This is a genomic window from Cupriavidus sp., from assembly GCF_057315035.1.
This window is the reverse complement of record NZ_DBHKYV010000008.1, coordinates 92935-116913: the sequence shown is the minus strand read 5'-3', so window position 1 is coordinate 116913 and position 23979 is coordinate 92935. Positions and strand designations below refer to the sequence as shown.

Annotated in this window: 27 protein-coding genes; 6 read left to right on the top strand and 21 right to left on the bottom strand. The window is 64.1% G+C overall.

Annotated features, from left to right (window positions below; genetic code table 11):
• Window positions 1-37: 37 nt before the first annotated feature.
• From ACO550_RS13700 to ACO550_RS13620, 17 genes are all read right to left on the bottom strand, one after another.
• Window positions 38-466, bottom strand: a complete 429-nt coding sequence (locus ACO550_RS13700; protein WP_315592517.1) for a hypothetical protein — start codon at window positions 464-466, stop codon at window positions 38-40.
• 1 nt (window position 467) lies between these two features.
• Window positions 468-1028 carry a type II toxin-antitoxin system antitoxin SocA domain-containing protein gene (locus tag ACO550_RS13695; RefSeq protein ID WP_315592518.1) on the bottom strand — a complete coding sequence of 187 codons (561 nt, stop codon included), beginning with the start codon at window positions 1026-1028 and terminating at the stop codon, window positions 468-470.
• 266 nt (window positions 1029-1294) lie between these two features.
• A complete protein-coding gene (locus ACO550_RS13690; RefSeq protein WP_315592519.1) occupies window positions 1295-2083 on the bottom strand; it encodes a metallophosphoesterase in 789 nt (262 codons plus the stop codon).
• 125 nt (window positions 2084-2208) lie between these two features.
• Window positions 2209-3525, bottom strand: a complete 1317-nt coding sequence (locus tag ACO550_RS13685; protein WP_315592520.1) for a VWA domain-containing protein — start codon at window positions 3523-3525, stop codon at window positions 2209-2211.
• Between the two features lie 19 nt (window positions 3526-3544).
• Window positions 3545-4183: a TadE family protein gene (locus tag ACO550_RS13680; RefSeq protein WP_315592521.1), complete on the bottom strand. Its 639-nt coding sequence runs from the start codon at window positions 4181-4183 to the stop codon at window positions 3545-3547.
• Window positions 4184-4217: 34 nt separating this feature from the next.
• Entirely contained in the window at window positions 4218-4703 is a 486-nt protein-coding gene (locus ACO550_RS13675) for a TadE/TadG family type IV pilus assembly protein (protein WP_315592522.1), read from the bottom strand.
• 36 nt (window positions 4704-4739) lie between these two features.
• On the bottom strand, window positions 4740-5693 hold the full coding sequence (locus ACO550_RS13670) for a type II secretion system F family protein (RefSeq protein ID WP_315592523.1): 954 nt from the start codon (window positions 5691-5693) through the stop codon (window positions 4740-4742).
• Between the two features lie 16 nt (window positions 5694-5709).
• Entirely contained in the window at window positions 5710-6687 is a 978-nt protein-coding gene (locus ACO550_RS13665) for a type II secretion system F family protein (protein ID WP_315592524.1), read from the bottom strand.
• A gap of 33 nt (window positions 6688-6720) precedes the next feature.
• Window positions 6721-8109, bottom strand: a complete 1389-nt coding sequence (locus ACO550_RS13660) for a CpaF family protein (RefSeq protein ID WP_315592525.1) — start codon at window positions 8107-8109, stop codon at window positions 6721-6723.
• Window positions 8110-8127: 18 nt separating this feature from the next.
• On the bottom strand, window positions 8128-9336 hold the full coding sequence (locus ACO550_RS13655) for a CpaE/TadZ family protein (protein WP_315592526.1): 1209 nt from the start codon (window positions 9334-9336) through the stop codon (window positions 8128-8130).
• Window positions 9337-9400: 64 nt separating this feature from the next.
• Window positions 9401-9709: a hypothetical protein gene (locus tag ACO550_RS13650; RefSeq protein WP_315592527.1), complete on the bottom strand. Its 309-nt coding sequence runs from the start codon at window positions 9707-9709 to the stop codon at window positions 9401-9403.
• Window positions 9710-9731: 22 nt separating this feature from the next.
• Window positions 9732-11585 (bottom strand): pilus assembly protein N-terminal domain-containing protein, encoded by a 1854-nt coding sequence (locus ACO550_RS13645; protein ID WP_315592528.1) that lies wholly within the window; start codon window positions 11583-11585, stop codon window positions 9732-9734.
• A 44-nt stretch (window positions 11586-11629) separates the two neighbouring features.
• Window positions 11630-12481 (bottom strand): Flp pilus assembly protein CpaB, encoded by an 852-nt coding sequence (cpaB, locus tag ACO550_RS13640; RefSeq protein WP_315592529.1) that lies wholly within the window; start codon window positions 12479-12481, stop codon window positions 11630-11632.
• Between the two features lie 131 nt (window positions 12482-12612).
• Window positions 12613-12759 carry a hypothetical protein gene (locus ACO550_RS13635; RefSeq protein ID WP_315592530.1) on the bottom strand — a complete coding sequence of 49 codons (147 nt, stop codon included), beginning with the start codon at window positions 12757-12759 and terminating at the stop codon, window positions 12613-12615.
• A gap of 63 nt (window positions 12760-12822) precedes the next feature.
• Window positions 12823-13377: an A24 family peptidase gene (locus tag ACO550_RS13630; RefSeq protein ID WP_315592531.1), complete on the bottom strand. Its 555-nt coding sequence runs from the start codon at window positions 13375-13377 to the stop codon at window positions 12823-12825.
• Window positions 13378-13472: 95 nt separating this feature from the next.
• Window positions 13473-13658, bottom strand: a complete 186-nt coding sequence (locus ACO550_RS13625; protein ID WP_485994873.1) for a Flp family type IVb pilin — start codon at window positions 13656-13658, stop codon at window positions 13473-13475.
• 1099 nt (window positions 13659-14757) lie between these two features.
• On the bottom strand, window positions 14758-15675 hold the full coding sequence (locus ACO550_RS13620) for a LysR substrate-binding domain-containing protein (protein WP_315592532.1): 918 nt from the start codon (window positions 15673-15675) through the stop codon (window positions 14758-14760).
• Window positions 15676-15763: 88 nt separating this feature from the next.
• On the opposite strand from ACO550_RS13620, the gene ACO550_RS13615 reads away from it, so the two are divergent.
• The gene (locus ACO550_RS13615; RefSeq protein WP_315592533.1) at window positions 15764-17029 is read left to right on the top strand and encodes an MFS transporter; all 1266 of its coding nucleotides are present in this window, start codon (window positions 15764-15766) and stop codon (window positions 17027-17029) included.
• A 22-nt stretch (window positions 17030-17051) separates the two neighbouring features.
• Here the strand turns inward: ACO550_RS13615 and ACO550_RS13610 are convergent, their stop codons facing one another.
• The 3 genes from ACO550_RS13610 to ACO550_RS13600 form a co-directional block, all read right to left on the bottom strand.
• Window positions 17052-17588: a TPM domain-containing protein gene (locus ACO550_RS13610; RefSeq protein ID WP_315592534.1), complete on the bottom strand. Its 537-nt coding sequence runs from the start codon at window positions 17586-17588 to the stop codon at window positions 17052-17054.
• Between the two features lie 11 nt (window positions 17589-17599).
• Window positions 17600-18403: a TPM domain-containing protein gene (locus ACO550_RS13605; protein WP_485994877.1), complete on the bottom strand. Its 804-nt coding sequence runs from the start codon at window positions 18401-18403 to the stop codon at window positions 17600-17602.
• Between the two features lie 61 nt (window positions 18404-18464).
• Window positions 18465-19067 (bottom strand): LemA family protein, encoded by a 603-nt coding sequence (locus ACO550_RS13600; RefSeq protein WP_315592536.1) that lies wholly within the window; start codon window positions 19065-19067, stop codon window positions 18465-18467.
• A 369-nt stretch (window positions 19068-19436) separates the two neighbouring features.
• Between ACO550_RS13600 and dapA the strand changes: the two genes are divergently transcribed.
• Window positions 19437-20333: a 4-hydroxy-tetrahydrodipicolinate synthase gene (gene dapA / locus ACO550_RS13595; protein WP_315592537.1), complete on the top strand. Its 897-nt coding sequence runs from the start codon at window positions 19437-19439 to the stop codon at window positions 20331-20333.
• On the opposite strand, the gene hemL is transcribed toward dapA, so the two are convergent.
• Window positions 20320-21612, bottom strand: a complete 1293-nt coding sequence (gene hemL, locus ACO550_RS13590) for a glutamate-1-semialdehyde 2,1-aminomutase (protein ID WP_315592538.1) — start codon at window positions 21610-21612, stop codon at window positions 20320-20322. The two genes, dapA and hemL, sit on opposite strands and share 14 nt — an antisense overlap.
• Window positions 21613-21864: 252 nt before the next feature.
• Here hemL and ACO550_RS13585 point away from each other — a divergent pair, with 252 nt between their 5' ends.
• From ACO550_RS13585 to ACO550_RS13570, 4 genes are all read left to right on the top strand, one after another.
• Window positions 21865-22035, top strand: a complete 171-nt coding sequence (locus ACO550_RS13585; protein ID WP_011298773.1) for a rubredoxin — start codon at window positions 21865-21867, stop codon at window positions 22033-22035.
• Window positions 22036-22405: 370 nt separating this feature from the next.
• The gene (locus ACO550_RS13580; protein ID WP_315592582.1) at window positions 22406-22903 is read left to right on the top strand and encodes a response regulator; all 498 of its coding nucleotides are present in this window, start codon (window positions 22406-22408) and stop codon (window positions 22901-22903) included.
• A 33-nt stretch (window positions 22904-22936) separates the two neighbouring features.
• Entirely contained in the window at window positions 22937-23305 is a 369-nt protein-coding gene (locus tag ACO550_RS13575; RefSeq protein WP_315592539.1) for a response regulator, read from the top strand.
• A gap of 124 nt (window positions 23306-23429) precedes the next feature.
• On the top strand, window positions 23430-23972 hold the full coding sequence (locus ACO550_RS13570; RefSeq protein ID WP_315592540.1) for a chemotaxis protein CheW: 543 nt from the start codon (window positions 23430-23432) through the stop codon (window positions 23970-23972).
• The last annotated feature ends 7 nt before the right edge of the window (window positions 23973-23979 follow it).

Here is a 23979-nt window from a genome sequence, read left to right as displayed (position 1 = left end):
GGGCGCAAGCCCTTGGGGGTTTTGTTTTGGGCATTCTCTACGTAGAAGTGGGTAGATGCACAAGGCTCGCACGAATCGCGCATTTATCACGCCGCTCGATTTCAGGGCAACTGATTGCGCAGAGTTGTACGCTGCGCGCTTGCTCAGTCCCAAGGCGACCAATCTTGCGGACCCATGATTTGCGAGCCAGACGAAGCAGGTCGAGCGGGTTCAAACGATAGAAATCATTCAGACATATCCATGAACTCTTGGGAAGGCAACTGGTGCCAATGGGCAGGTGAAAAGCCGGGTGACGATTGCCTGATTGGCATCCTGCATCCATTCGATACCATTTGCCATTGGATGTGATTGTCGCAGCGATGAGGTACGTCGCTTCGGAACCAATAATCATCAGGTATTTATCTTTCGCAGTACCGTTTCCGAACACAAAGTTCCGGTGATGGAGGATTGCGCCGCAGCGGAACATTTCACCATCCTCTCAATACCCGAACTGTTTCCAGATGCTCCTTCCGGAGTTCGCTCATCAGGTCAAATTCCTCTGAGCGAAAAGCATACTCATAGGGGATTGAAGCACCGCATCCGCTCTCGCGATGGAATACGCGCTCCCAAGGCGGGTTCTCGAACTCCACATCTTCCGAGATCTGATCAGCGCGCTTGTCATGGTAGTCCTGGCAAAGCCGCTTCATGAGTTCCCGTTGGCGACGGGACGTGTGCCAAGGCTTGAAAGGTCTGACGGACGAAACAACGATCGAAAGGCCATCTTGCTGGTCACTGCTGTGCTCAAACCTGACGCTCCCGGCCCAGTCCAGGAACGGGTCAACGATTTCCACGGCAAGCTCTCGGGGTATCGGACCGGTAGCTTCGGCGAAATACTCCAGTTCGGTAACCGACCGGCCCGTCTCCCTGCAATGGATGAAGTCGAGCAGATACAGCAGCCTGAACAGCTTTGCCGTATCCATGCCGTCCATGCGGGAAGCGAAATAGTGAACGCACTCGATAAGCCTTTGCCGTTCATTGGTGATCAGCATAGATCGTTCCTCACGCCTTTCGGTTGACGCGGACTCCCGCCGAAAATCGGGTTCGCGCCTGCGCATCGTGGGTTCGGGCTCCCTTCCTGCGAACTGGGGACACGCGAGCCGAATCGCATCTCCCGTATATTCCAACGACATATTGACCCCTCTCTTGTTGGTGAACAACGCGTTCTGATTCTCGCGCAATTCACGCTGCAAGATTCCTGTGAATTTGTGTCAAATTGGAAGATTACGGGTGCACTCGCAACGCCACTATCGCACTCTCAGACTTCGACGACTTTGCCCCAATCGAATGCCGGATTTTCGGGTTCTCCACTACGTCGCGAGATATAGCCGCGCGGGTTGCAGACGACACGCGATGCATCGATCCAGTAGTCGAAGCTGGTATGAGTGTGGCCGTGGATCCACAGATCCGCCTGCGCGACCAGATCGGGTCGTCGCGAAAGGAATCCGGCGGAGACGATGTCGTGCGCATAGCGTGCATCGAGGCTGCCAAGGTCCGGACCATGGTGGGTCACGACGACAGTCTTGCCGTCGAATGGTTGGGCCAGCGCTGCAGACAGCCACGCGGTGGCCTGGCGATGACGAACCAGTGCATCGACGGGCAAGAACGTGCGATGCTGGCCATCGTCACCCGTGGTCGCGATCAGGCGATGGTCGACCATCACGCGCGAACAGGCTTCCATGGCCTCGTCGATCCGGTTCTCGCCATACAGCGCATAGTCGGTCCACCACGTGGTGCCGATCACGCGCACGCGCTGCCCTGCGGCGTCCTCGAACGTGGCGACCGAGCCGTTGAGCAGCGTCACGTTGTCGGCCTCGGCGGCACCGTTGGCCATCAGGTCGTCCACCTTATCGAAGGTGCTTTCGTAGTATTCGTGATTGCCGGGCACGTAGAGTACCGGCACATCGAACGCACGTGCGGCCCAGTCGATGCCGTCTCGGCCATTGGCGATATCGCCGGCCAGGATGACGACATCGGCCTCACAGTCGGGCACGGCGTCGGGGGTGTTGTGTTCCAGGTGGATGTCGCTCAGGATGCGTAGCTTCATAAGGGAACTCCGGCTGGCGGCAGCGCTGGCCGCGATCGGAGCCATTGTCCCATGATCGGCGCCCCATGCGGGCCCCCCACCGGGAACATCCCGGTGAGGGCCGCACGGTCCCCGGTCGGCAAGCGTTACTGCGAGATGCGCAGGATTTCGGAGGCCAGCTTCGAAAAGCATGGCCGCAGGTCATTGATGGTCTTGGCGTAGCAATAGATGCCGCTAGGCTGGTTCTTGTTGTAGCTGGTGGCATCGGACGTATTGGCCATGTTCTTGAGCAGGTCGGCGTCGAACCCACCATTGCCATCGAGTCCGAGCGTGAAGATATAGACGCCCTGGTCGCGCAGTGATGACGCCATGGCCAGCGGCACATTGGTGGCGGCATTGCTGACGTTCGTGCCGAGGCTATTGCCGTTGGTCGAAGACGTCACCGTGTTGGGGCTGCTGCCTACGATCTTGAATTCGGTGTCCGTGGGGTTGTGCGCGTTGTAGTACGCGGGCATTTGCGTAGGTGCCTTGTTGCCGCTGATGCTATTGCAGCCGCCGTTGAGCATGGTGTCCTGCTTGTCGATCGCGAAGTAGCCGTCCACATAGCTGCCCTGTGATGTGATGCCGCCGATGCAGTCACCGTTCTTGGTGGGATAGTCTGCGGCCAGCGTATTGGGCTGACCGTCGGAGAAGAATACGATCACGCGCAGGCTGGAGCGGCTGGTCGTTGGAATGCTGTTCAACTGGGAGCGCGCTTGCCAGATCCCTTCGGCGTAGTTTGTGTTGCCGCCATTCGACATACTGGTGATCGTAGTTTGCATCGTAGGCCGGTCAAAGCCGCGCGAGGACGTGCGAATCGCGATGTCGGACACGCCTCCCGACGAGAAGTGCACGAGTCCAACGCGGTCCGTGGAGGGGCTGAACTGGTTCAGGAAGCTGTTGGCGTTGCTACGCACCGTGCTCCAGACCGGGCTCATCGATCCGGACGAGTCGATCACGAAGATCATGTCGAGGTCCTTGCGAATCGCGGTCGACGCAGCTGCCACGGCCACATTGTTGAAGCCGAGTACCTTCATCAAACTAAGCGGCATCGTGGCGTTGGCCGAAACCGAGATCGTGACCTTGCCCTGGTCGAAGGACACATTGGTGGTATTCAGCGTTGGCGTGCCGCGCAGATAGCCGTCCGGGAAATTCGCGGCGAAGAAGTCGGTGGCCGCCTGGCGCGCGGCCGCAGTCTGCTCCGCTTGCGTGGTGCCGTTGGTCACCGCGCGGGCTGCCGCGACGGCCGCGGAGTCCACCGCCGCATTCAGACGTGCCTTGGTGACATAGGCCATGCCCCCATCGATGCCCAGGCCTACCACCCCCAGCAGCCCGATCATCAGCACCCCGGCGATCATGGTGATCTGGCCGCGCTGCGGCTGCAAGCGCGCGAGCGGACGCCGGAAGGGTCGTGTGCTTGTCATGGCGCCTCCTTGCTGTGTCTCAGAACGTCGTGGACGAATAGAGATTCGGCCCGAGCGTGGGCATCTTCAGCGTGCCCATGGTCAGGTTCTGGAAGAACATGTTGAAGCTGTACCAGCTTTCCACCACGTAGATCACCTGTCCGTCGGACAACTTGCCGGTCATCGCATTGGCGGTAGGCGAGCTGGTGCCGGCCGATGGCAGATTGCGGCACGAACCGTCGCTGCTGCTGTAGCTACCGCAGCCATAGACCTTGCTCGATGGTGTGCTGCCACCGATGCCCCAGCCATCGGTCCAGCGATACTGCTCGATCACGATATTGCGCACCGTGCAGTTGGTGCCGCTCTTGTTGCAGTTCTCGGCGTTGCCCATGACCTTGGTGATGTAGATCATGCCGCGCTGCCCCATATTGAGCGGCGGCGTGGTCTGCGCCAGCGAATCCATGATCGTCTGTGGCAACTGCGAGCTGCGCGACGCCAGGCTGGCGCCCTCGCGTGTCAGGTTCACCAGGATCAGGTTAGCCTGGATCGCACGGGCAAAGTCGATGACTGGCAGCGTCAGGAAGATGAAGATCGGCAGCAGGATGCCAAACTCGATCGTGGCGATGCCGTGCATCGTGGCGCGTCGCCGCGGGCGTTGTCGACGGAGGTTTGCAGTCATGGCAGTCCTCGCTGGTAGTGGCGTGCGCGGCGGGCTAGAACGCTTCATTGCGCATGGTGGCGGCCACGCTGAAGCGGTACTTGCCACCGGTGGCCTTGTAGAACGCCGCAACCACCGGCGTCAGCAGCGGCCAGTTGCAGGTGACCTGGATCACCACGATGTCGCCGGCATTGCCGAACATGCCGGCGCCGTTGGGTTGCGATGAGCCATTGACCCAGGTGGTGACCTGCGCGTTGGTCATGTCGTAGACGCCGAGCGAGCTGTCGTGAATCTTCTCCAGCACGGCGCGATACCGTTGCGGGGCGCTGGTGTTCGGATCCAGGGCGGTCTGGCCAGTAACCGCATAGCGGGCACCTTCACGCACCGCATGCTGCATCGTCAGGTTGGCCCACATCATGGCGCCGAAGTCGACGATCGAGAACAGCAACAGGAAGAACAGCGGGGCGACCAGCGCGAACTCCACGGCGCTGGCGCCGCGCTGCCGTTGTGCAGATGCCGAAAGCCTTGATCGTTGGCGCATGGTGGTCTCCTGGGGCGTGCGGGTCACGGGTATGTCTCAGCCAGCTTCACCCATCATGAATGGCATCAGCGAGCGGTAGAACTGCAGCGCGGGCGACCCGAGCAGCACCACCATCAGCGACGGGAAGATGAAGAAGATCAGCGGGAACAGCAACTTCACGGCGATCTTTGCCGCCCGCTCCTCGGCACGTTGGCGGCGGCGCGTGCGTAGCGTATCGGCCTGCACGCGCAGCGATTCGGCGATACTGGTGCCGAAGCGGTCTGCCTGGATCAGCATGCTGGCCAACATGTCGACGTCTTCCACGGCGGTGCGCAGTGCCAGGTTGCGGAGTGCCTTCTCGCGTGAGAGTCCGGCGCGCAGTTCCAGTACCAGCAGTTCAAGTTCGTCGCACAGCGCCGTGCCGCTTACGCGCAGTTCCTCTACCACTTTCAGCAGTGCCGCGTCCAGTGCCAGTCCGGCTTCCACGCAAACGGTGATGAGGTCGAGCGCATCAGGAAACGATTCGAAGATCTCCTGCTTGCGCTGCGCGATGCGGCGGCGCAGCACCACGTCCGGAAGATAGAAGCCGGCAATCGCCATGGCCAGCAGCGCTACCGGCAGCAGGCGTGGGTTGTCTTCGCTGATCACACCACCGGTGGCAACGAACAGCAGCATTGGCAGCGTGATCGCCAGCACGGTCTTGGCGGCAAAGTAGACCGGGATGGCCGCCGGGTTGCGCCAGCCGGCATTCATGAAGCGCGTGCGCAGCAGCGAGTTGTCCCAGCCTTCCTTGGGAACCGACAGCCGGGCCAGCGGCTTCGATACGCTCGCCATCCGTTGCAGCCACTCGTCCTGCAATGCCGGCGCCGTGGTTTCCTCGCTCGGTGCCTGGGTGGCCTGCGAGATGCGGCGGCGGATGGCATTGGGCTGGATCAGCAGCATTGCGATCAGCGCGGCGCCGAAGGTCAGCACGAAGGTCAGCAGCAGTATCAGGATCTGTCCGGTTTTCATGATGTGCTCCCTGGTCTCAGACGTGGATCCGTACGATCCGGCGCATCCAGATCAGTCCCAACGCCATCAGCAGCAAGGCGTAACCGACGATCCATGGCCCGACCGGATCATTGGCTAGCGGATCCAGGAATTCGGGATTGAGCAGATACATGGCCCCAGCCACGACGAACGGCAGCAGGGCCAGGATGATCCCGGACAGGCGGCCCTCGGCAGACAGCACGCGCACCTGTCCCATCAGCTTCATGCGCTCGCGGATGATGTGGCTCACGTTGCCGAGGATCTCGGCAAGGTTGCCCCCCGACTCGCGCTGGATCAGCACGGCGATGACGAGGTAGCGCAGGTCGGGCAGCGGCACGCGTTCCGCCAGTGCGCTCAGCGCGTCGTGCATCGAGGTGCCGAAGTTGATCTCGTCGAATGTGATGCGGAATTCGGCGGCAATCGGCTCGGGCAACTCGTCTCCGGCCATGTCGAGTGCACTGGAGAACGAGTGGCCGGCACGCAATGCACGGCTGATCAGGTCCGCGGCCTCGGGCAGTTGGGTTTCGATGCGCTGCAGGCGACGTGCGCGGGTGCGGCGCACGTGCAGCGCCGGCACCGCGAGCCAGCACAACGCCGCTGCGGCAACCGGTATTGCCGGCAGGTCCAGCAGCTTGCCAACCACCCACAGCGCCACGGGCGGCAGCAACGTCATGGTAATGAGCGTCGACACGGTCCAGTGCAGGCCCGACTGCCTGAGCATGCGATCCAGCGCACCGCTATGCGGCAGCCTGCGCAACAGCGCGGTCATGAATGGCGAGTGGGCAAGCGCTCGCGCCTTCATGATCGATGCCGCGGCTTCGTCCTGCCACGGCGTCGATGCCACGGCGCGCAGGCGCCGGCCAAAGCGCCGTGCCGCTGCGCTGTGGCGACGATGCCACCATTGGTAGCCGATCGTCACCGCGGTCACGATGGCCACGAACAGGCAGGCGCCGAAGCCGATCAGGGTGTTGTCCATGGCGAGTCTCCGCGTTGGTCGTAACGTGCGGCCTCAGACGTCGAAGCGTACCGACGGCTCGTATAGGCGTTCGGGCACCGAAAGGCCGAAGGCCTGCAGGCGGTCCGAGAAATGCGGCCGGACCCCGGTGGCGCAGAAGTAGCCCTTGACGCGGCCTTCACCGTCGACGCCGGTACGGCGGAACGTGAAGATCTCCTGCATGTTGACCACATCGCTTTCCATGCCCGTGACTTCCTGGATGCTCATCAGCTTGCGCCGGCCGTCGGTGAGCCGCGACACCTGGAGGATGACCGTGATGGCCGAGGTGATCTGCTGGCGCATCGTGCGCGGCGGCAGCGACAGCCCAGCCATGCTGACCATGTTCTCGAGCCGTGTCAGTGCGTCGCGAGGCGTGTTGGCGTGGATCGTGGCCAGGGATCCTTCGTGGCCCGTATTCATCGCATGCAGCATGTCCAGTGCCTCGGCCCCGCGCACTTCACCGAGGATGATGCGGTCGGGGCGCATCCGCAGCGCGTTGCGCACCAGCGAGCGCTGCGTGATCTCGCCGCGATTCTCGATATTGGGCGGACGCGTTTCCAGTCGCAGTACGTGGTCCTGGCGCAGTTGCAGTTCGGCGGCATCCTCGATGGTCACGATCCGTTCGCTTTCCGGAATGAAGCCGGACAGGATGTTCAGCATCGTGGTCTTGCCGCTGCCGGTGCCGCCCGAGATCAGGATGTTGAGCTTGGCCTTGACCATGGCCTCGATCAGCTGCGCCATCGGCGGCGTCAGCGTCTGCAGTTCCACGAGGTCCTTGACCATCAGCGGATTCACCGCAAAGCGGCGGATCGAGAGCAGCGGACCGTCCACGGCCGACGGTGGAATGATCGCGTTGATCCGTGATCCATCGGGCAGCCGCGCATCGACCATCGGACTCGATTCGTCAACGCGCCGGCCCACGCGCGACACCATCTTGTCGATCACCTTCATCAGGTGGGCGTCGTCGTGGAACGTGACATCGGTCAGTTCCAGCTTGCCGCGCCGTTCCACATAGACCTTGCTGGCCGTGTTGACGAGAATGTCCGAGATCGTCGGATCGGCCAGCAAGGGCTCCAGCGGACCAAAGCCCAGCATTTCGTCGCGCACGTCGGAGACCAGGCGACGGCGTTCGGCCTCGTTGATCGGGATATTGCGCTCGTCGATGATCCGCTCCACCAACACCGCCAGTTCGCGCTTGACCTGCTCGGGAGTCAGGCGTTGCAGCTTCTCCAGTTCCACGCGTTCGATGATGGCTGCGTGGATCTCGACTTTCAGCTGCTGATAGGCTGCACTGGTGGCGCCGCCGCCAGGGGCACGCTCGGTGCCGCGTTCCGCTGGCCGCTCAGGTACGCGATCGGTGATCGTCTCGCCGGCCTTTTCGAAAAGTTGTGCGCGCAGTGACATGTCGGTTCTCCGCTGGGGTTACGCGTGCTTGCCCACGGGCATGGGCTGGGCGGTGTCGTTGCGACGGCGCAGTAGCCGGGCAAGCAGGCTTTCCTGCTTGTGGTCCGTTACCGGGAAGGTCGAGTTCACCATCTGCAGCAGCGCATGGGACATGGTGCTGCGCGGTGCCAGTTGCAGTACCGGTACCCCCTGGTTGGCGGCCTCGCGCGCGGTCTTGGCATCGATCGGAAGCGTATGCGCGGTGCGCGCGCCAAGCGCGTCTTCCATCGTGCGGATGGTGATTGGCGCATGCTTGTCGGTCTGGTTCAGCAGCACCTGCATCCGTTCCGTGGAGTAGCCGAGCGAATGGAAGATCTCCATCATGTGCCGGCCCGCACGCAGGTAGGGCAGCGTAAGCTGGACCACGGGCAGGATCGTGTCACTGCGATCCAGTACCATGATCGAGGCCGGATTGATGGCCTGCCCGAGATCGAACACCAGCACGTCGTACGCGGGCTTTGCCAGATCCAGGATGCGTTCGACGTGGGCGGCCTTGACGTCCGCGCCCTTGACCGGGTCGCCGGCCCCCGCGATGACGTCGAGTTGCGGATGCGCATGCGTGACGCAGGCGTCCAGCAATGCCGCGTCGAGCCGGTCGATCTGCTGGCAGATGTCGCCAAGCGTGGCGGGCGGCGTCTTGTCGGTGACCACGAACGCGGCGTCGCCAAACTGCTGGTCCAGGTCGATCAGTAACACGCGCTTGCCGCGCAGCGCTGCCACCGCATACGCGAAGTTCGCCGCGGCGAACGTGGTGCCGCTGCCGCCCTTGCACGAGGTAAAGGCGAAAGTACGCGCCTGGGTATCGGGGTCCGCCTGGCTACGCGTGTCCAGCCGCGCCAGCTCCGCGTTGAACTCGCGTGGATCGAGCGGCCAGCGCAGGACGCTGCGCACCCCCATGCGCATCGCGCGCATCAGCAGGTCGGCGGAAGGCTGGGGCGTGACCAGGATGCAGGGCACCTCGCCCGGTTCCGGGAACCGCTGGCGCAGATGCTCGAACACTTCCATGCCGAAATCGTCGGCGTGCAGGATCACGAAGTCCGAGGCATGGATCAGCCCCGCCATGCCAAGCGCCTTGGCCGGGTCCACGCACACCAGCTGGGGCTGGCGCGGGGTGTCGGCCTGCTGGGCCAGCGCCAGCATCTGGCGTGCACAGGTATCGTCTGCCGAGACCAGTATCAGCTTTGCCATGTCGCGTCTCCCTGATGTTGCTGCTGTGCGAGTCGATGTAGTGGGTTGGAGGTGGCGGGCCGGATCACTGCGACGGCGATGCCATCGAGCCGCCGCCCACGCCGATCACGAACGTGTTGCCGTCGGTGGCCGGGTTGCGGAACGACTGGCCATAGCGGTCCATGGCAAATGTCGCGGCACGCCCATCGACACCGGTGACGGGATCGGTGTTGGTGTAGGACGCATTCGGATTGAGCGTCTGCATCATCCGCACGGTGCGTACCGATTCACCGAAGTTCGCATCCCATACCGGCGATGTATTCATGCAGCCGGCCAGGCCGGAGCAGAGCAGGGCGCCGGTGGCGATGCAGAGCAGGCGGGTAGTGGAAGTCATGGTTGTCCCCTGTCTATGTCGGTCATTGCGTGCTGTTGCCGTTGCCCGTCGCCGCCGAGGATGTCGACAAAGGCGGCGAAGGCGGCAAGGCGGCGGTGGGCATGAAGGTGCCGCTGCCTTGCGGGCTGTCGGCGGGCGGTGTGCCGGCTGCCGGTGCGGGCCCGATGTTCGTGGTCGGCGTGGCGGGGTTGGCCGGTGACATCGGTGCTGCTGGCACGGCGGGCGGCATCAGGTTGTCCGGCGCGCGCCGCGGATGGCCTTCCATGTTGCCGTTGATGTAGACCTCGCCGTTGTTCGGAGGACCGAACGAATCGGTCGGCATCGGATAGTTGGGCGGCAGCGGCTTGACCAGGCGCGGAGTCACCACGAACACCAGTTCGCTACGGTCCTGCTGGAAGCTCGTGCTGCGGAACAGGTTGCCGAGTACCGGCAGTTCGCCGGCGCCGGGGAGTGCCTTGAGGCTGCCCGTGACGTTGTTCTTGATCAGGCCGCCGATGGCGAAGCTCTGGCCATCCATGACCTGCAGCGTGGTGGATGCCCGGCGCGTGGTGATCAGCGGCAGGATTGACGAACCCGCCGTGTTGGGCGCCGTTATCGCTACGCCGGTGGGCGACAGCTCCGACACTTCTGGCGCCACCTTGAGGTTGATGCGGCCGTTGGCGAGCACCGTGGGCGTGAACTTCAGGCCGACGCCGAACGTTTCTTCCTGCAGCACGATCGTTGTCACACCGCCGAACGAGGACTGCGGCACCGGAATGTAGACCTTGCCGCCGGCCAGGAAGCTGGCTTCCTGGCCGCTGATCGCCATCAGGTTTGGTTCGGCCAGGATCTTGACCAGGCTGTCGCCCTTCTGGGCGTCAAGCTGGAACGAGAACGGCAGCTTGTTGTTCTTGATGCCGGTCAGCGTTGCCGCGCTGTCGGACAGGAAGTTCGCCAGCAGCCCGAACTGCCAGCTGCCGAATGCACCCTGCAGATTGGCGGCCGCGCCCAGCTGGTCGATCAGCGTCTTCGACACTTCGGCCACCTTGACTTCGAGCATCACCTGCTGGGGCGCGTCCACGGTCATCATGTTGATCAGCTTGCTGCTGCGCTGGGGCATGCCGCTGTTCTGCATGGTGTTGGCCGCGACCGGCATCATCACTCCGCCCATGGCCATCGCCATGCCAGGGCTGGCCGCATTGGCCGGCGCACCCAGCGCTTGCGGCGGGGCCTGCAGCGGGCTGCGCGACTGGCGCAGGACGAACGCGTTGGCAATGTCCATGACCTGCTGCGCGGTGGACGAATCTGGCACGTTGCCGCTCAACACCAGGCTGTCCGCCGCCGCGGCCACCTGCACATTGCGTGCGCCTGGCAGCAGCGAGCGCAGTGTCGACTGCAGTCCACCCGGATCCGCACCCACGATGACATCGATGACCAGGCAGCGGCCACTACGGCCTTGCACGATCATGTTGGTGGTCCCCACATCGAGCCCCAGCAGGTACATGGTCTGCGGTGCCACGAGCATGGCCTGCACCACGCTCGGATTACCCAGCGTGCGCGTACGCACCGGCTCGGGCAGCGGCAACATGCGCGATTTGCCGACCGGCACGGTCACCTGCTCGGGTTCGGCGGCAGCCGCTGAGCAGTTGGGCCCGCGGCTGCTGGCGGTATCGGCGGGCGCGGCGGGTGTGGCGGCTGCGCCAATCGTCAGCTGGATCGGGCCGTTGGCGGCGATGCGCGTGGCCTGCGCTGCGGCGGTGGCTTCGTCGGCGGCCTGCACCTGCGTGCTGGCCAGCCAGACGCTGGCGATGGCCAGCGTGGCAATTGCGCTTAGCCGGGCGGTGCCGTGCATATGCGAGACACGCGGGCGGCCTGACGATGTGTGGCTGGTCTTCATGATGATTCCCCCGGTTGGTGGCTTCTGGCGCCAGGCTCGCGCGCTCAGAAGCACTCCTTGTCTTGTTGCATGCCGCTGATCACGCCCACGCAGTTGGTATTGGTCTTGCGCTCGATGATGCGATGGACGACCTGGATGGCGCGGGCCACGGGTGTGGCCGGTGCCGCGGCCTGGACCACGGGCTCGTTGAGCAGGCTGCGCTTGGTGGCCCCCGCGGTACCCACCGGGCGCGCCTCCACCTGGTTGCGCAACACCAGCGAGAGCGATCCGACGCTGCGGGCCAGGTCGAGTTTCTCGGCCTCCTCGGGCGAGACTTCGAGCGTCACGGCGTTGACCACCTTGGGCTTGGTCTCGTCACGGTTCACTTCCTGCGCCACGGCCAGCACCAGGATCTTCTCGAGCACGATCTTCGAGATCGACTGCTCGGCTTCGGGCCCGGTGTTGCCCCTGGCGCCGTCTTTCTGGGTATTGACGATGATGTCGACGAAGCTGCCCGGCAGGGCGAAGCCGGCCACGCCCACTACATCGTTCACGCGGACCGTGATGGCGCGTTTGCCTTCGGCGATCACGGCGGACAATCCGCCCTTGGTCCCGGCGGGCGTGAGCTTGGCCTCCAGGATGGGCTCGCCGCGCATGACGCTGGCCTTGGTCACGCGGCCGTCGACCGCCTTGAGATCGCCCAGCGCGCCCGGTGGCAGGCTTTCGCGCGGCCAGTCCACCAGCTTGACGAACTCGGGCGCCAGGCGCTGGCCGAGATTGATGTCGGTGTTGGCCACCGCGACCTTCACGGTGCTGCCGGCGCTCTGTTCCACCATCCAGCGCGAGGCCAGTACAACCGCCGCCAGGCCGGCGAGGGCCGCCACCAGCAGCATCAGCAAGGTGCGTACGTTTCTCATTTGATGGTCCTCCCCCTTCATGCGAAGCCTGGCCCGGCGCGGGCATGCAGGCGCCCCTGGCGATCACCGCCGGAGCGGTGCGCCATTCGAAATCCGTGAATCGGAAACGCGGTAGTGCCGGTGGCTGGCGGCTAGTGGTGGAACACCCAGCCGATATGCTGGCGCACCGTTCGCGCGGCCTGCGCGGGTATCTCGGTCAGCGGTGCGCGGTTGTACTGGCGTGACGGGCAGCGGCGCGTGTTCGCGGGGCTGACGTTATTGCGGAGCTTCCTGGCCATGATCGTTCTCCCGTTCCTGCCCGGTGTTCCGGGCTTTGCTTCTGTTGCTGGCCGACAGGGGCGTCAGATCGCGCCTGTCATCACCAGTGCCACGCCTGTCGCTATCGCCACCGCGTAGGGCAGGCGCGTGATGGTTCGTATCCGGTTGGTGGCGCTGTCTGTCGGCTGCGGCGCGTGGCCGGCGAACGGCATCCACAACAGCGCTCCCACCACTGCGTGGAGCGTGCGGCGCGCCTCGCGGCGCCACAGCATTACAATGCAGGCCAGCACGCCGCCTGCCAGCAGCGTGGCCAGCAGGATCCTGGGCACGGCGGCAGCGCCAACGCAGGCGCCCACACATCCCATCAGCTTGGCATCGCCGGCACCCACGGCACGCACGATGTACAACAGCACGAATGGTGCGAGACCGGCGAGGAAGCCGGTTGCCCAGCGCCATGCTCCGTCAGCGGCGCCGTGCAGCCACATCTGTAGCGCAAGTGCCGCGACGATGCCGGCCACGATCAGCCGGTTTGGAATCCGCTGGCTGCGCAGGTCAGTCACCACGGCGACGCCGAGCAGGGCCATCAGGCAGGCCGAGGTCAGCGGGTCGAAGGCAGTGACGATGTGCGTGGATTGCATGGCAGCCTCTCATGCGTGGAAAACGTGAAACCTGATGCGCCAGTGCAGGCTGGTGCAGCCCGGTGCGTGGCGCAGCGCATCGGGCTGCGCACTGCTCAGCCCGCAGCGGTGGTGAGTGCGGTCTGGATGGTGGTCCAGATCTTGGTCACCGCGGTCTTGACGGCCGGGCCTGCCGCTACCATGCAGAGGGCCACGAACGCCAGCAGCAAGGCGTATTCAATGCCGGCTGCGCCGTCTTCTTCCTGGGCAAAACGCTTGATGCCATCGAACATGGTGTTCATGTCCTTCTCCTTCACGTCATGGTTAGTGGAAAAAAGCGCCCGCTGGAGATCGGGCACAAGGTTCCGGCCGGAAACCGGCCGAGGCCAAACCAGCCAGCAGCCACAGCGCGTGCGGCGTCTGTTCCGGTTCCACCTGGCTCAGGAGGCAAGGCCCGCCAAAAGGCAACCCTTACCGATGTCCGATGCATGCGCCACTCCCTGCGGCGGCATGCAACCTGGTGGACACTGCGGCCTCGACCCGACTTCTCTCCAGGGGTCGATCCACACCTGAATTTGCTGCAAACCTGCTGACCTGGCGACCTGGGTTCGCCAGCTCCGGGCCGGCACTGCAGCGTACCGACCGCTTCTTGCTCCCCTCGGGCTTCCGGCTGGTTGCGCCTTGGCCCGTCCCTCCCCGTCTTTCCGGTGTTGTGTTCTTTGTTCAGGTCTTTGCGGTGGCTCCATCTGTTGCGGAGTCTGCCGGCTTGCCTTGGTGCAGGTCATACAGCGACGAACGTGCCACTACGGCCAAGTCATTGATTTTTAAAGAGGTGGGATTTTGGCTGTGCGTCGTTTTCGAGACTGTGTAACCAGATGTATCTGGATCTTTACGGGTCCGATAAGGCACTTTAGATATGTGATTTGTATTCGTTACACCGCTTTGTGACGCATCGATTGCATAAAATAGACGTCACACATCACTTTTTATGCTGCACATGCGGGTGGATGCCTAGTGCCGTCGGGTAAGCAAAAGCGTTGCATTTATGAAGCGCCGTATCAGGCATTTATGATGTGTTGCCGGGAGGGTGGCATATCGGACGGATGAGGCCGTCCATCAACAGGATGTCTGCGCGCAGGCGCCGGGACACGTTCCGCTCGCTGTCACGCGGCGTGTTTGAACGAGATCGGGGTCATCCATCTGGACGATGAGAAATCCGGATGTTGTGCATGACCCATCCGAACTCAGCCAGAGGAAGGAGGCGGGGGCGAAACTCAGGTGGCCGGTACGCGTTGGCAAAAACGTTGCATTTCTGAAACCTTGCCCCGGATGTGATGCATCCTGTTTCTGATTTGAAGCGCTTGTTAATGCGCTTGAATTACAGATGGAATGATTCCTGTTTCATTGCTGAGACTGGCTTGTCGATTCTTCAACCTGCTCGCGCAGCCAGGCGTGAAATCGCAGGATGGCTTTCTCCCGAGGATTGCCTTCGCGCCAGGTCACCCAATAGTGCAGGCGCGACGGAATGCGTGTGGTGCCGATCTGGACCAGTTGTCCGCTGGCCAGGTAGGCACGCGCGAGCTGCGCGCGTGCCGTAGCCACCCCCAACCCGGCCACGGCGGACTGCAGCATCAGGCCCGCATCCTGGAAGATCGGTCCGCGTTCGGGCTCGTCGGGCGGCAGCCCGGCCTGCAGCAGCCAGTCGCGCCATGGCCGCAACGCAAACCGCAACATGGGCAGCCTGGGCAGGTCGGCCACCGTGAAACCGGGGAATTTCGCCAGCAGTGCCGGGCTGGCCACGGCGATCACATAGTCTTCGATCAGGCTGTGACACTCAAAGCCGGGCAGGTCCACACGCTGGTGCCAGATGCCGACATCGACCGAATACGGATCGGGCGTCGAGATCTCGGCATGCAGGCGCAGATGCAGGTCCAGTTCGGGAGCCTGTGCATGCAGGCTTGGCAGCCGGTGGATCAACCAGGCATTGGCCAGGTCGGCCATCACGCTGACCTGCAATCGCACCACGGGCGGCCCGGCGACATCACTGGCTTCGCGCAGTGCCGACTCCAGCTGGTCCAGCGCACCCCGCACCTGATCGGCCAGGCGCGCGCCGGCGCTGGTCGGGGTCATGGTCAGTCCGGTGCGCTGGAACAGCTTGGTGCCAAGGTTGTCCTCCAGCGCGCGAATATGATGGCTGATCGCACTGTGGGTGAGCGCAAGCTCTTCGGCTGCCCGAGAGAAGCTGCGGTGCCGTGTGGCGGCTTCCAGTGCGCGCAGCGCCTGGAGCGGGGGCAGGTGAGGAGGTCGACTGGTGGCCATGGCGATGGGATAGTCGTCAAATTCTACTCACAATTGTGGCAGGTATCTTTCGCTGGCCTTGCACCACGTTGGTGATCACAATGCGGGCATGACTGCTTCCACCGCCAATTCCGTACATGCGGCCAAGATGGCCGCGCCACCGAACCATGCGTCACCCGCGCGCTGGCGTGTCCTGGCGTTCTTCTCGCTCGGTTTCCTGGTGTCGTACATATTTCGGGGTGTCAACCTTGGTTTCGCGCCGTACCTGACGCGCGAACTGGGTCTCACGGCCGGCGACCTGGGCCTGCTTACGAGTTTCTACTTCCTCGGCTTTGCCTGCGCACAGTTGCCGGCCGGGATCCTGCTGGACCGTTTCGGGCCACGCCGTACCGAGGCGGTATTGCTGATGCTGGCCGTGGCCGGCTCGCTGATGTTCGCCTGGGCGCCCGGCATGGTCGGGCTGGCCGTGGGGCGCGCGATGATCGGCGTGGGTGTGTCGGTTTGCCTCGGCGCTGCCATCCAGGCGCTGTCGATGTGGTTCCCGCTGTCGCGCATGCCATTGCTGAACGGACTGGTGATGGCGATCGGCGGTCTTGGTGCGGTGGTGGTCGGCGCGCCGCTGTCGTGGCTGCTGTCGTGGACCGACTGGCGCACGCTCAGCGCAGGCATGGCAGCCATTTCGTTCGCCATGGCCGTGTTGCTATGGTTTGGCGTGCCCGATGTAAAGCGTGTGGGCAAGGAGAGCTTTGCCGAGCAGATGCGCGGTACGCGCCTGATCCTGGCTAGCGAACGCTTCTGGCGCGTCGTACCGCTGACATTGCTGAACCAGGGCATTTTCCTGGCCGTGCAGACGCTGTGGGTCAGTGCCTTCATGCGCGATGTGCAAGGCCTCGGCGCTGGCGAGAGCGCGCGACTGGTCTCGGTGATCGGCTTCGCGATGATGGCTGGCTGCGTAGGCGCCGGTTGGGCCGCGCGCCATCTGGAGCGCCGCGGCATCAGCCTCTACGCGTTTGCCGGGTTCGGCATGATGGCCTTTATCGTGATCCAGTTGTTGCTGATGGCACGGCTGCCATTCGTGCCGCTGGGATTGCTGTGGGGCGCCTATGGCGTGTTCGGCTCAAGCGGCATCCTGACCTATGCGCTGCTGGCACGGCGCTTCCCCGATGCGCTGATCGGTCGCGCCACCACGGCCATGACCTTGACGGTGTTCCTGGCTACATTCGTATTCCAGGTGGGCATCGGCTTCGTACTCGATTTCTTTCCGGCTAGCGGCGGCCACTATCCGGTATCGGCCCATCTGATGGTATGGGCCGGGCTCGTGGTGATCCAGGTGCTGGCCGCGGTCTGGTACCTGATGGAGAAGCGGACGGCCTGATTGCTACCGCCGGCTTGCTCCCCTAAAGGATGATCGGCCGATCGTCGAGTTCGTTGGGGTTGTAGCCACCGTTTGAGGGAAAGAATTCGGTCAGCAACGCGTGGATCTTCGTAATGGCTTCCAGCACTGGTTTGGCGGACAGGTCCCGTGCCAGTCCCTGCGTCAGTTGCTCGCAGATGCCGCGCCAGGCCTGCGGACTCACGCAGGCATCGATGCCGCGGTCGGCCAGCAGTTCTACCGCGTGATCGGCCAGGTTGATATACAGCAGTACGCCCGAGTGATCTTCCGTGTTCCAGACTTCGAGCGCGCCGAATAGTGCGCGGGCGCGATCGCGCGGTGTGGTACCGCGCCATGCCAGCGATAGCGGCAGGCTGGCCTCGATGACCACGCGCAATTCGCCGCGATGATGCTGTTCGCCCTTGTGCACCGCCACCTGCAACTGGTGGCGGGCTTCGTCGGGAAACGCTTTGCGCGCGGTGCCGGGGCCCGTGCCGAAATGGCGTAGCGCACGTTGCAGTGACTGGCTGAATGGGGGATGCGGAGCCTTGGGTTTGTGCATGGGCCTCTGCCTTACCAGTTGCCGGACGCGCCGCCGCCGTCGAAGCCACCGCCGCCGCCGCCGCCGAATCCTCCGCCACCGCCGGAACTGCCGCCACCGAAGCCGCCGAAATCGCCGCCACCACCACCACCGCCCCAGCGGCGTCCGACCTCATAACCGGTCATGCCACCAAGACCGCCAGCGGCGCCAGTTGGCCAGCCTCGCCGGCTCGTTACTACGTGCGGTTGTCCGCCGCGGCGCAGCATGGCCGACAAAAAGAAGAACACGATGATGGCTAGCGGGAATAGCACCGGCAACCAGTCGGCCAGGTCGACATTGCCCTGTTGCTTGCGGCGATCCGGCGCCGCCAGCCCTTCCTTGTCGATGGTGGCCTGGATCGCGGAGATGCCGGCGGCCAGTCCACCGTAGAAATCGTTCTGCCGGAAGTGCGGTGCCATCACGTCCTGCAGGATGCGGTTCGACATCGCGTCAGTCAGCGATCCCTGCACGCCGCGTCCCACCTCGATACGCATCCTGCGCAGTCCGGAAGGGTTGTTTTTCGCAACCAGCACGATCACGCCGTCGTCGATGCCTTTGCGGCCGGCGCGCCAGGCGTCCGCCACACGGATGCTGTACGCGTCGAGCGTCTCTGGCTCGGTGGTCGGCAGCATCAGCACGAAGATCTGGCTGCCACGCTGCTGCTCGTACTCGGCCAGCACGTTTTCCAGCGCATTGCGCTGGTCCGCGCTCAGCGTGCCGGTCAGGTCGGTGACGCGTGCGTTCAACGGCGGGACCGCCACGAAACCGTCGGCCGCCCAGGCCGGCACGGCCAGCATGAGCGTAAGGAACCAGAGCGTGATCAGTCTGCGCACGATGGTCATCCGTACATGGCTACGGTCAGAACTTCACGGCCGGTGGTGCCGAGATGGCCTTCTCGTTCTCGACGGTGAACGACGGCTTGACCGGGTACTTGAAGACCATCGCGGTCAGGTTGGTCGGGAAACTGCGCGCGAGCACGTTGTAGTCCTGCACCGCCACGATATAGCGCTGGCGGGCCACGGTGATGCGGTTCTCGGTACCTTCGAGCTGCGATTGCAGGTCGCGGAACGAGGCGTCGGCCTTGAGCTGCGGATAGTTCTCGGAAACCGCCAGCAGACGCGACAGCGCGCTGGTCAACTGGCCCTGGGCCTGCTGGAAGCGTGCGAACGCTTCGGGGTCGTTCAGCGTCTCGGGCGAGACCTGGATGCTGGTGGCCTGCGCGCGGGCCTTGGTCACGGCTTCGAGCGTCTCGCGCTCGTGGGTCGCGTACCCCTTCACGGTGGCCACCAGATTGGGAATCAGGTCGGCGCGTCGCTGGTACTGGTTGATCACCTCGCCCCAGGCAGCCTTGACGGTTTCGTCCTTCTTCTGGAAGTCGTTGTAGCCGCAGGCGGACAGCAGGCTGGCCAGCACGGCGAGCACGAACCAGCGGAACAGGGCAGGGGTGGGAGCAGTGCGCATCAAGGGACTCCTCAATGTCCGGGATAGGCAATTGTGGAGTGTAGCGCAGCGCCGTGAAGCTGCCGGGTAAAGTGCGCCGCGCTTGACCGGGATCGACCCGGGCCGGTAGATTGTGGTCATGCCGCGCCACGCCTGCGATTATCTTTCCATGCATCCGATCCACACCGTTGCCACTCTGGGTACGGTGGATCTGGCCGCGCGCGCCAAAGCCAAAAAACAGCCGCTCGTCTGACCGGAGCGTGCTGTTCCGTCAGATGGGCGACGGAACAGCACCAGTTGGAAAGGCGGCCTTGCCTCCCGATTTCCTCTACGTGTCCTGCATCGTTGCGCATCGACGGTTCCCTTTGCCGGTCGATCTGGAGCATTTCAATGCAAGCGATGCAAACTTCCATGGGTGGGATCTGGCTGCCGCTGGTCACTCCGTTTCTTGATGACGGTCTTGTCGACCACGCCGCGTTGCGGCGCATGGTGACCCACTATCGCGCCAGCGGACTAGCCGGCTTCGTGGTCTGCGGCAGTACGGGCGAGGCCGCGGCCATGGACGAAGCCGAACAGCTTGCCGTGGTCGATACCGTGCTGGAAGCGGCCGGGACGTTACCTGTCATGATGGGGCTGGCCGGCAACCACATGGGCCATGTCATGGCCCGTCTGGCGCGGCTCAACGATCGCCCGCTGGCGGGCATACTGGCGCCAGCGCCATATTACATCCGCCCCTCTCAGGCGGGTTTGCGTGACTATTTCTTGCGCCTGGCCGATGGCTCGCGTGCGCCGCTCGTACTCTATGACATCCCGTACCGCACTGGCGCCACGCTGACGCTCGACACGCTGCAGGCATTGTCCCGTCACGAGCAAATTATTGCGGTCAAGGATTGCGGCGGCAATGCGCAGGCCACGCAGGCGCTGATTGCCGATGGCCGGCTGGCCGTGCTGGCCGGCGAGGATCATCAGTTGCTGGGCACACTGGCGCTGGGTGGGCACGGCGCGATCATTGCGTCGGCGCATTTCCGGCCAGAGCTGTTCGTGGCGATCTGGCGCGCCGTGGGCGCTGGGCAACTGGAACAGGCCCGGCGGTTGTTCCACGCGTTGATGCCGTTGGTGCAGGCGTTGTTCGTTGAGCCCAATCCGGGGCCTGCCAAGGCATTGCTGGCGCGCCAGGGTTGGCTACGCGATATCCTGCGCGCGCCGATGACATCGGCATCGCCGCAACTGTCCGACCAGCTTGCGGCAATGCACGATGGACTGGATTTCGTCTTCAACCAGCCTTGAACGCGCGGGCGGCGGCGGCCAGCGTGGCGTCGATGATCGCGTCGTCGTGCCGTGCCGACACGAAGCCAGCCTCGAAGGCCGACGGCGCCAGGTACACGCCTTCGGCCAGCATGGCGTGGAAGAAGCGGTTAAAGCGCCCGACGTCGGCCTTGGTTACTTCGGCGAAGCTGGCCGGCACGTCGTTGGTGAAGTAGATCCCGAACATGCCGCCGATGGCGTCAGCCGCGAACGGCACGCCGGCGGCGCGCGCGGCGGCGGTCAGGCCGTCTGCCAGCTTGCGGGTCTGGGTGGCCAGACGGTCGTAGAAGCCCGGCGCCTGGATCAGCTTCAGCGTGGTCAGGCCCGCGGCCACGGCCAGCGGGTTGCCCGACAGCGTGCCGGCCTGGTAGACCCCGCCCAGCGGCGCCAGCTTTGCCATGATGTCGCGCCGGCCGCCAAACGCCGCGGCCGGCATGCCGCCGCCGATCACCTTGCCCAGGCAGGTCATGTCGGGCTTGATGCCATAGTGTGCCTGCGCGCCGCCCAGTGCCACGCGGAAGCCCGTCATCACTTCGTCAAAGATCAGCACGCTGCCGTGCTCGCTGCACAGGTTGCGCATCGCCTGCAGGAATGCCTCGCTGGCGCGCACCAGGTTCATGTTGCCGGCCACCGGTTCCACGATGACGGCGGCAATCTCGCCCTTGTGGCGCGCAAACGCCTCTTCCAGTTGGGTCACGTTGTTATATTCGAGCACCATCGTATGACGCGTCACGTCATTGGGCACGCCAGCCGACGACGGTGCGTTCTGCGTGGTGTCTGCAAACGTCAGCAGGCCCGAGCCGGCCTTGACCAGCAGGCTGTCGGCGTGGCCGTGATAGCAGCCCTCGAACTTGATGATCAGGTCACGGCCGGTGAAGCCGCGTGCCAGGCGCAGCGCGCTCATGGTGGCTTCGGTACCCGACGACACCAGGCGTACCTGCTCGATCGACGGCACGAGCTTGCAGATTTCCTCGGCCATGACGATCTCGCCCTCGGTCGGCGCGCCGAACGAAAAGCTCTGCGCGGCGGTTTCCTGGACCGCGCGTACCACGTCCGGGTGGGCGTGGCCGACGATCATCGGACCCCAGGAGCCGATGTAGTCGATGTACTGCTGGCCATCGGCATCCCACATATACGCACCCTCGGCCCGGGTGATGAAGCGCGGCGTGCCGCCGACTGAACGGAAGGCGCGCACAGGCGAATTGACGCCACCGGGAATGGTCTGCTGGGCGCGATCGAAGAGCTGCTGGTTACGGGACATGGGAATCTGGCTAAAAAAACGCGGAGGAAAGACAGGCGTCCGGCCGGGGGCTGCTGCGCGCGCTGGATATCCGGATTGCCCAAAAAACAGGCAAACCAAATCCAAATGGCGCCGTTTGAACAGCATCTGCACGCTAAATTGCACGAACGCGGCGATATTGGCCCGATCATGCCGCGCCATGGGTGGCGTCATCGGCGCTGATTGGGTACCATCATGCGCTGGATTTTAATGGAGAGTGGCAAGAGCCTGCATATGGAATACAAGACTTGGATGTGCCTGATCTGTGGCTGGATTTACGACGAGGCCACTGGCGCGCCGGAAGACGGCATCGCCCCAGGTACCAAATGGGAAGACGTGCCCATCAACTGGACCTGTCCGGAGTGCGGGGCACGCAAGGAAGATTTCGAGATGGTGGCCATCTGAGGCCAGTCTCGGATTGGTCGGGCCGTCGCGGGAAAGCGACAGCGCGACAGGTGTGGCCGGAGGTTCCGGATTGACGGCCCCACCACGAGTTGTCACACTTTGCGGCAAAACTGAACATCCGTCCGGCCGCATTGCCGCCAGCCAAGGCTGGAAGGCGGGCTGAAGGCGGGGTGCCGCGGCACAAGAACAAGCAACACAGAGGCAGGTGCGAGCTGAAAAACGCGCCGCCACCGGCAGGGTAGCCGGGCTTTTTTTGACTGGGAATTGGAAAATCGGGGGCCGCCGGCACGCCACGCGTGGTGCTGTGCGGAAGTTCTCAAGTGAATGCCGACGCCTGCGTGTCATGCAGGCAGCCGGTCGCGGGAACATGATGCGGGTCACTCAAACAGAACAAGACACGTCTGTCGATGGGGTCAACGCCGGTGGTATTGCCGGTGCCAGCGATGCATCCACGGGGACCCGAAAGGCCGCCGCGAAGGTGCTCGTGATCGACGACTCCAGCACCATCCGCCGCACGGCGGAGATCTTCCTGACGCAGGCAGGCTTCCAGGTCATGTTGGCCGAGGATGGGTTCGAGGCGCTCGCCAAGGTGGGCGACCTGCATCCGGACGTGATCTTCTGCGACATCCTGATGCCGCGCCTCGACGGCTACCAGACCTGCTCCCTGATCAAGAAAAGCCCACGCTTCCACGCGATCCCCGTGATCATGCTGTCGTCGCGCGACGGTGTATTCGACCGTTCGCGCGGCAAGCTCGTCGGCGCCCATAACCATCTGGCCAAGCCGTTTTCGCGCGAAGCCCTGCTGCAGGCCGTCGAGACCTGCCTGGGGGGTTGCGTGCCGGAGGCGGGTGCGGCCGTGGCGGCATGACCTGTGCCGCCCGAAGTATCCAGGAATGAAACAATGACCATCAGCAAAATCCTTATCGTCGACGATTCGCCCACCGAAGCCCTGTTCATGTCCGACCTGCTCGGCAAGAAGGGTTTCAAGGTCTCCGTGGCCGGCAACAGCGAGCAGGCCATGACACGCCTGGAGGCGGAAACCTTCGACCTGATCCTGATGGACGTGGTGATGCCGGGCCAGAACGGTTACCAGGCCACCCGCGCAATCAAGCGCGACGACCGCTTCAAGGACATCCCCGTGATCATGTGCACCAGCAAGGGCCTGGAGACGGACCGCATCTGGGGCATTCGCCAGGGCGCTTCCGACTACATCGTCAAGCCGGTGGACAGTGAAGAATTGCTGACGAAGATCGCCGCGCTGGCGCACTGAGCGCCGCGCCAGCCCTGTGGGGGCCGAGGCGAACGCAGATGTCCGGCAACGATGCCCGATGCCTGCGGCGTTCGCACACGGCCCTTTCACTGGCTTTATGAGTGGTGTTACCGGTATTCCGACCATGAACGCGCCCCGCCAAGATATCCGAGCCCGCCAGACCCGCCTGCATGACTACCAGGCCATGCTGGCCCGCCGCCTGCGCGACGCGCGCAACCTGCCTGCCGTCGACAGCTACCTGGGCGTGCTGGTGGGGCAGCGCAACTGGCTGCTGCCGCTGATGGATACCGGCGAGGTGCTCGAAATGCGTGCGCCGGCTGCCGTGCCGCTGACCCATCCGTGGTATCGCGGCCTGGTCAATGCACGCGGCAACCTGGTCGGCGTGATCGACTTCGGCATGTTTTGCGGCGAAGGCCCGACCCCGGTGCAGCCCGGCAGCAAGATCGTGGTGCTGTCGCGCCATGTGGAGCGGGCCTGCGGCATCATCGCCACGCGCGTGGTCGGCCTGCGCCACGCGGTGGACCTGACGCCGGCCCAGGGAGAGGAGCCCACGGGCTGGCATGGCGCGCATTTCGCCGACCGGGACGGACGTGGCTGGCAAGTGCTCGACATCCGCCAGTTGCTCGATGCGCCGGCATTCCTGCAGGCTGGCCGCAGCGCGGCGTGAGCCAATC

What these genes read in the sequence shown, in the direction of transcription:
- ACO550_RS13700 (WP_315592517.1), bottom strand. Translation starts at nt 466, where the DNA reads ATGTTCCGCTGCGGCGCAATCCTCCATCACCGGAACTTTGTGTTCGGA.
- ACO550_RS13695 (WP_315592518.1), bottom strand. Translation starts at nt 1,028, where the DNA reads ATGCTGATCACCAATGAACGGCAAAGGCTTATCGAGTGCGTTCACTAT.
- ACO550_RS13690 (WP_315592519.1), bottom strand. Translation starts at nt 2,083, where the DNA reads ATGAAGCTACGCATCCTGAGCGACATCCACCTGGAACACAACACCCCC.
- ACO550_RS13685 (WP_315592520.1), bottom strand. Translation starts at nt 3,525, where the DNA reads ATGACAAGCACACGACCCTTCCGGCGTCCGCTCGCGCGCTTGCAGCCG.
- ACO550_RS13680 (WP_315592521.1), bottom strand. Translation starts at nt 4,183, where the DNA reads ATGACTGCAAACCTCCGTCGACAACGCCCGCGGCGACGCGCCACGATG.
- ACO550_RS13675 (WP_315592522.1), bottom strand. Translation starts at nt 4,703, where the DNA reads ATGCGCCAACGATCAAGGCTTTCGGCATCTGCACAACGGCAGCGCGGC.
- ACO550_RS13670 (WP_315592523.1), bottom strand. Translation starts at nt 5,693, where the DNA reads ATGAAAACCGGACAGATCCTGATACTGCTGCTGACCTTCGTGCTGACC.
- ACO550_RS13665 (WP_315592524.1), bottom strand. Translation starts at nt 6,687, where the DNA reads ATGGACAACACCCTGATCGGCTTCGGCGCCTGCCTGTTCGTGGCCATC.
- ACO550_RS13660 (WP_315592525.1), bottom strand. Translation starts at nt 8,109, where the DNA reads ATGTCACTGCGCGCACAACTTTTCGAAAAGGCCGGCGAGACGATCACC.
- ACO550_RS13655 (WP_315592526.1), bottom strand. Translation starts at nt 9,336, where the DNA reads ATGGCAAAGCTGATACTGGTCTCGGCAGACGATACCTGTGCACGCCAG.
- ACO550_RS13650 (WP_315592527.1), bottom strand. Translation starts at nt 9,709, where the DNA reads ATGACTTCCACTACCCGCCTGCTCTGCATCGCCACCGGCGCCCTGCTC.
- ACO550_RS13645 (WP_315592528.1), bottom strand. Translation starts at nt 11,585, where the DNA reads ATGAAGACCAGCCACACATCGTCAGGCCGCCCGCGTGTCTCGCATATG.
- cpaB (WP_315592529.1), bottom strand. Translation starts at nt 12,481, where the DNA reads ATGAGAAACGTACGCACCTTGCTGATGCTGCTGGTGGCGGCCCTCGCC.
- ACO550_RS13635 (WP_315592530.1), bottom strand. Translation starts at nt 12,759, where the DNA reads ATGGCCAGGAAGCTCCGCAATAACGTCAGCCCCGCGAACACGCGCCGC.
- ACO550_RS13630 (WP_315592531.1), bottom strand. Translation starts at nt 13,377, where the DNA reads ATGCAATCCACGCACATCGTCACTGCCTTCGACCCGCTGACCTCGGCC.
- ACO550_RS13625 (WP_485994873.1), bottom strand. Translation starts at nt 13,658, where the DNA reads ATGAACACCATGTTCGATGGCATCAAGCGTTTTGCCCAGGAAGAAGAC.
- ACO550_RS13620 (WP_315592532.1), bottom strand. Translation starts at nt 15,675, where the DNA reads ATGGCCACCAGTCGACCTCCTCACCTGCCCCCGCTCCAGGCGCTGCGC.
- ACO550_RS13615 (WP_315592533.1), top strand. Translation starts at nt 15,764, where the DNA reads ATGACTGCTTCCACCGCCAATTCCGTACATGCGGCCAAGATGGCCGCG.
- ACO550_RS13610 (WP_315592534.1), bottom strand. Translation starts at nt 17,588, where the DNA reads ATGCACAAACCCAAGGCTCCGCATCCCCCATTCAGCCAGTCACTGCAA.
- ACO550_RS13605 (WP_485994877.1), bottom strand. Translation starts at nt 18,403, where the DNA reads ATGCTGGCCGTGCCGGCCTGGGCGGCCGACGGTTTCGTGGCGGTCCCG.
- ACO550_RS13600 (WP_315592536.1), bottom strand. Translation starts at nt 19,067, where the DNA reads ATGCGCACTGCTCCCACCCCTGCCCTGTTCCGCTGGTTCGTGCTCGCC.
- dapA (WP_315592537.1), top strand. Translation starts at nt 19,437, where the DNA reads ATGCAAGCGATGCAAACTTCCATGGGTGGGATCTGGCTGCCGCTGGTC.
- hemL (WP_315592538.1), bottom strand. Translation starts at nt 21,612, where the DNA reads ATGTCCCGTAACCAGCAGCTCTTCGATCGCGCCCAGCAGACCATTCCC.
- ACO550_RS13585 (WP_011298773.1), top strand. Translation starts at nt 21,865, where the DNA reads ATGGAATACAAGACTTGGATGTGCCTGATCTGTGGCTGGATTTACGAC.
- ACO550_RS13580 (WP_315592582.1), top strand. Translation starts at nt 22,406, where the DNA reads ATGCGGGTCACTCAAACAGAACAAGACACGTCTGTCGATGGGGTCAAC.
- ACO550_RS13575 (WP_315592539.1), top strand. Translation starts at nt 22,937, where the DNA reads ATGACCATCAGCAAAATCCTTATCGTCGACGATTCGCCCACCGAAGCC.
- ACO550_RS13570 (WP_315592540.1), top strand. Translation starts at nt 23,430, where the DNA reads ATGAACGCGCCCCGCCAAGATATCCGAGCCCGCCAGACCCGCCTGCAT.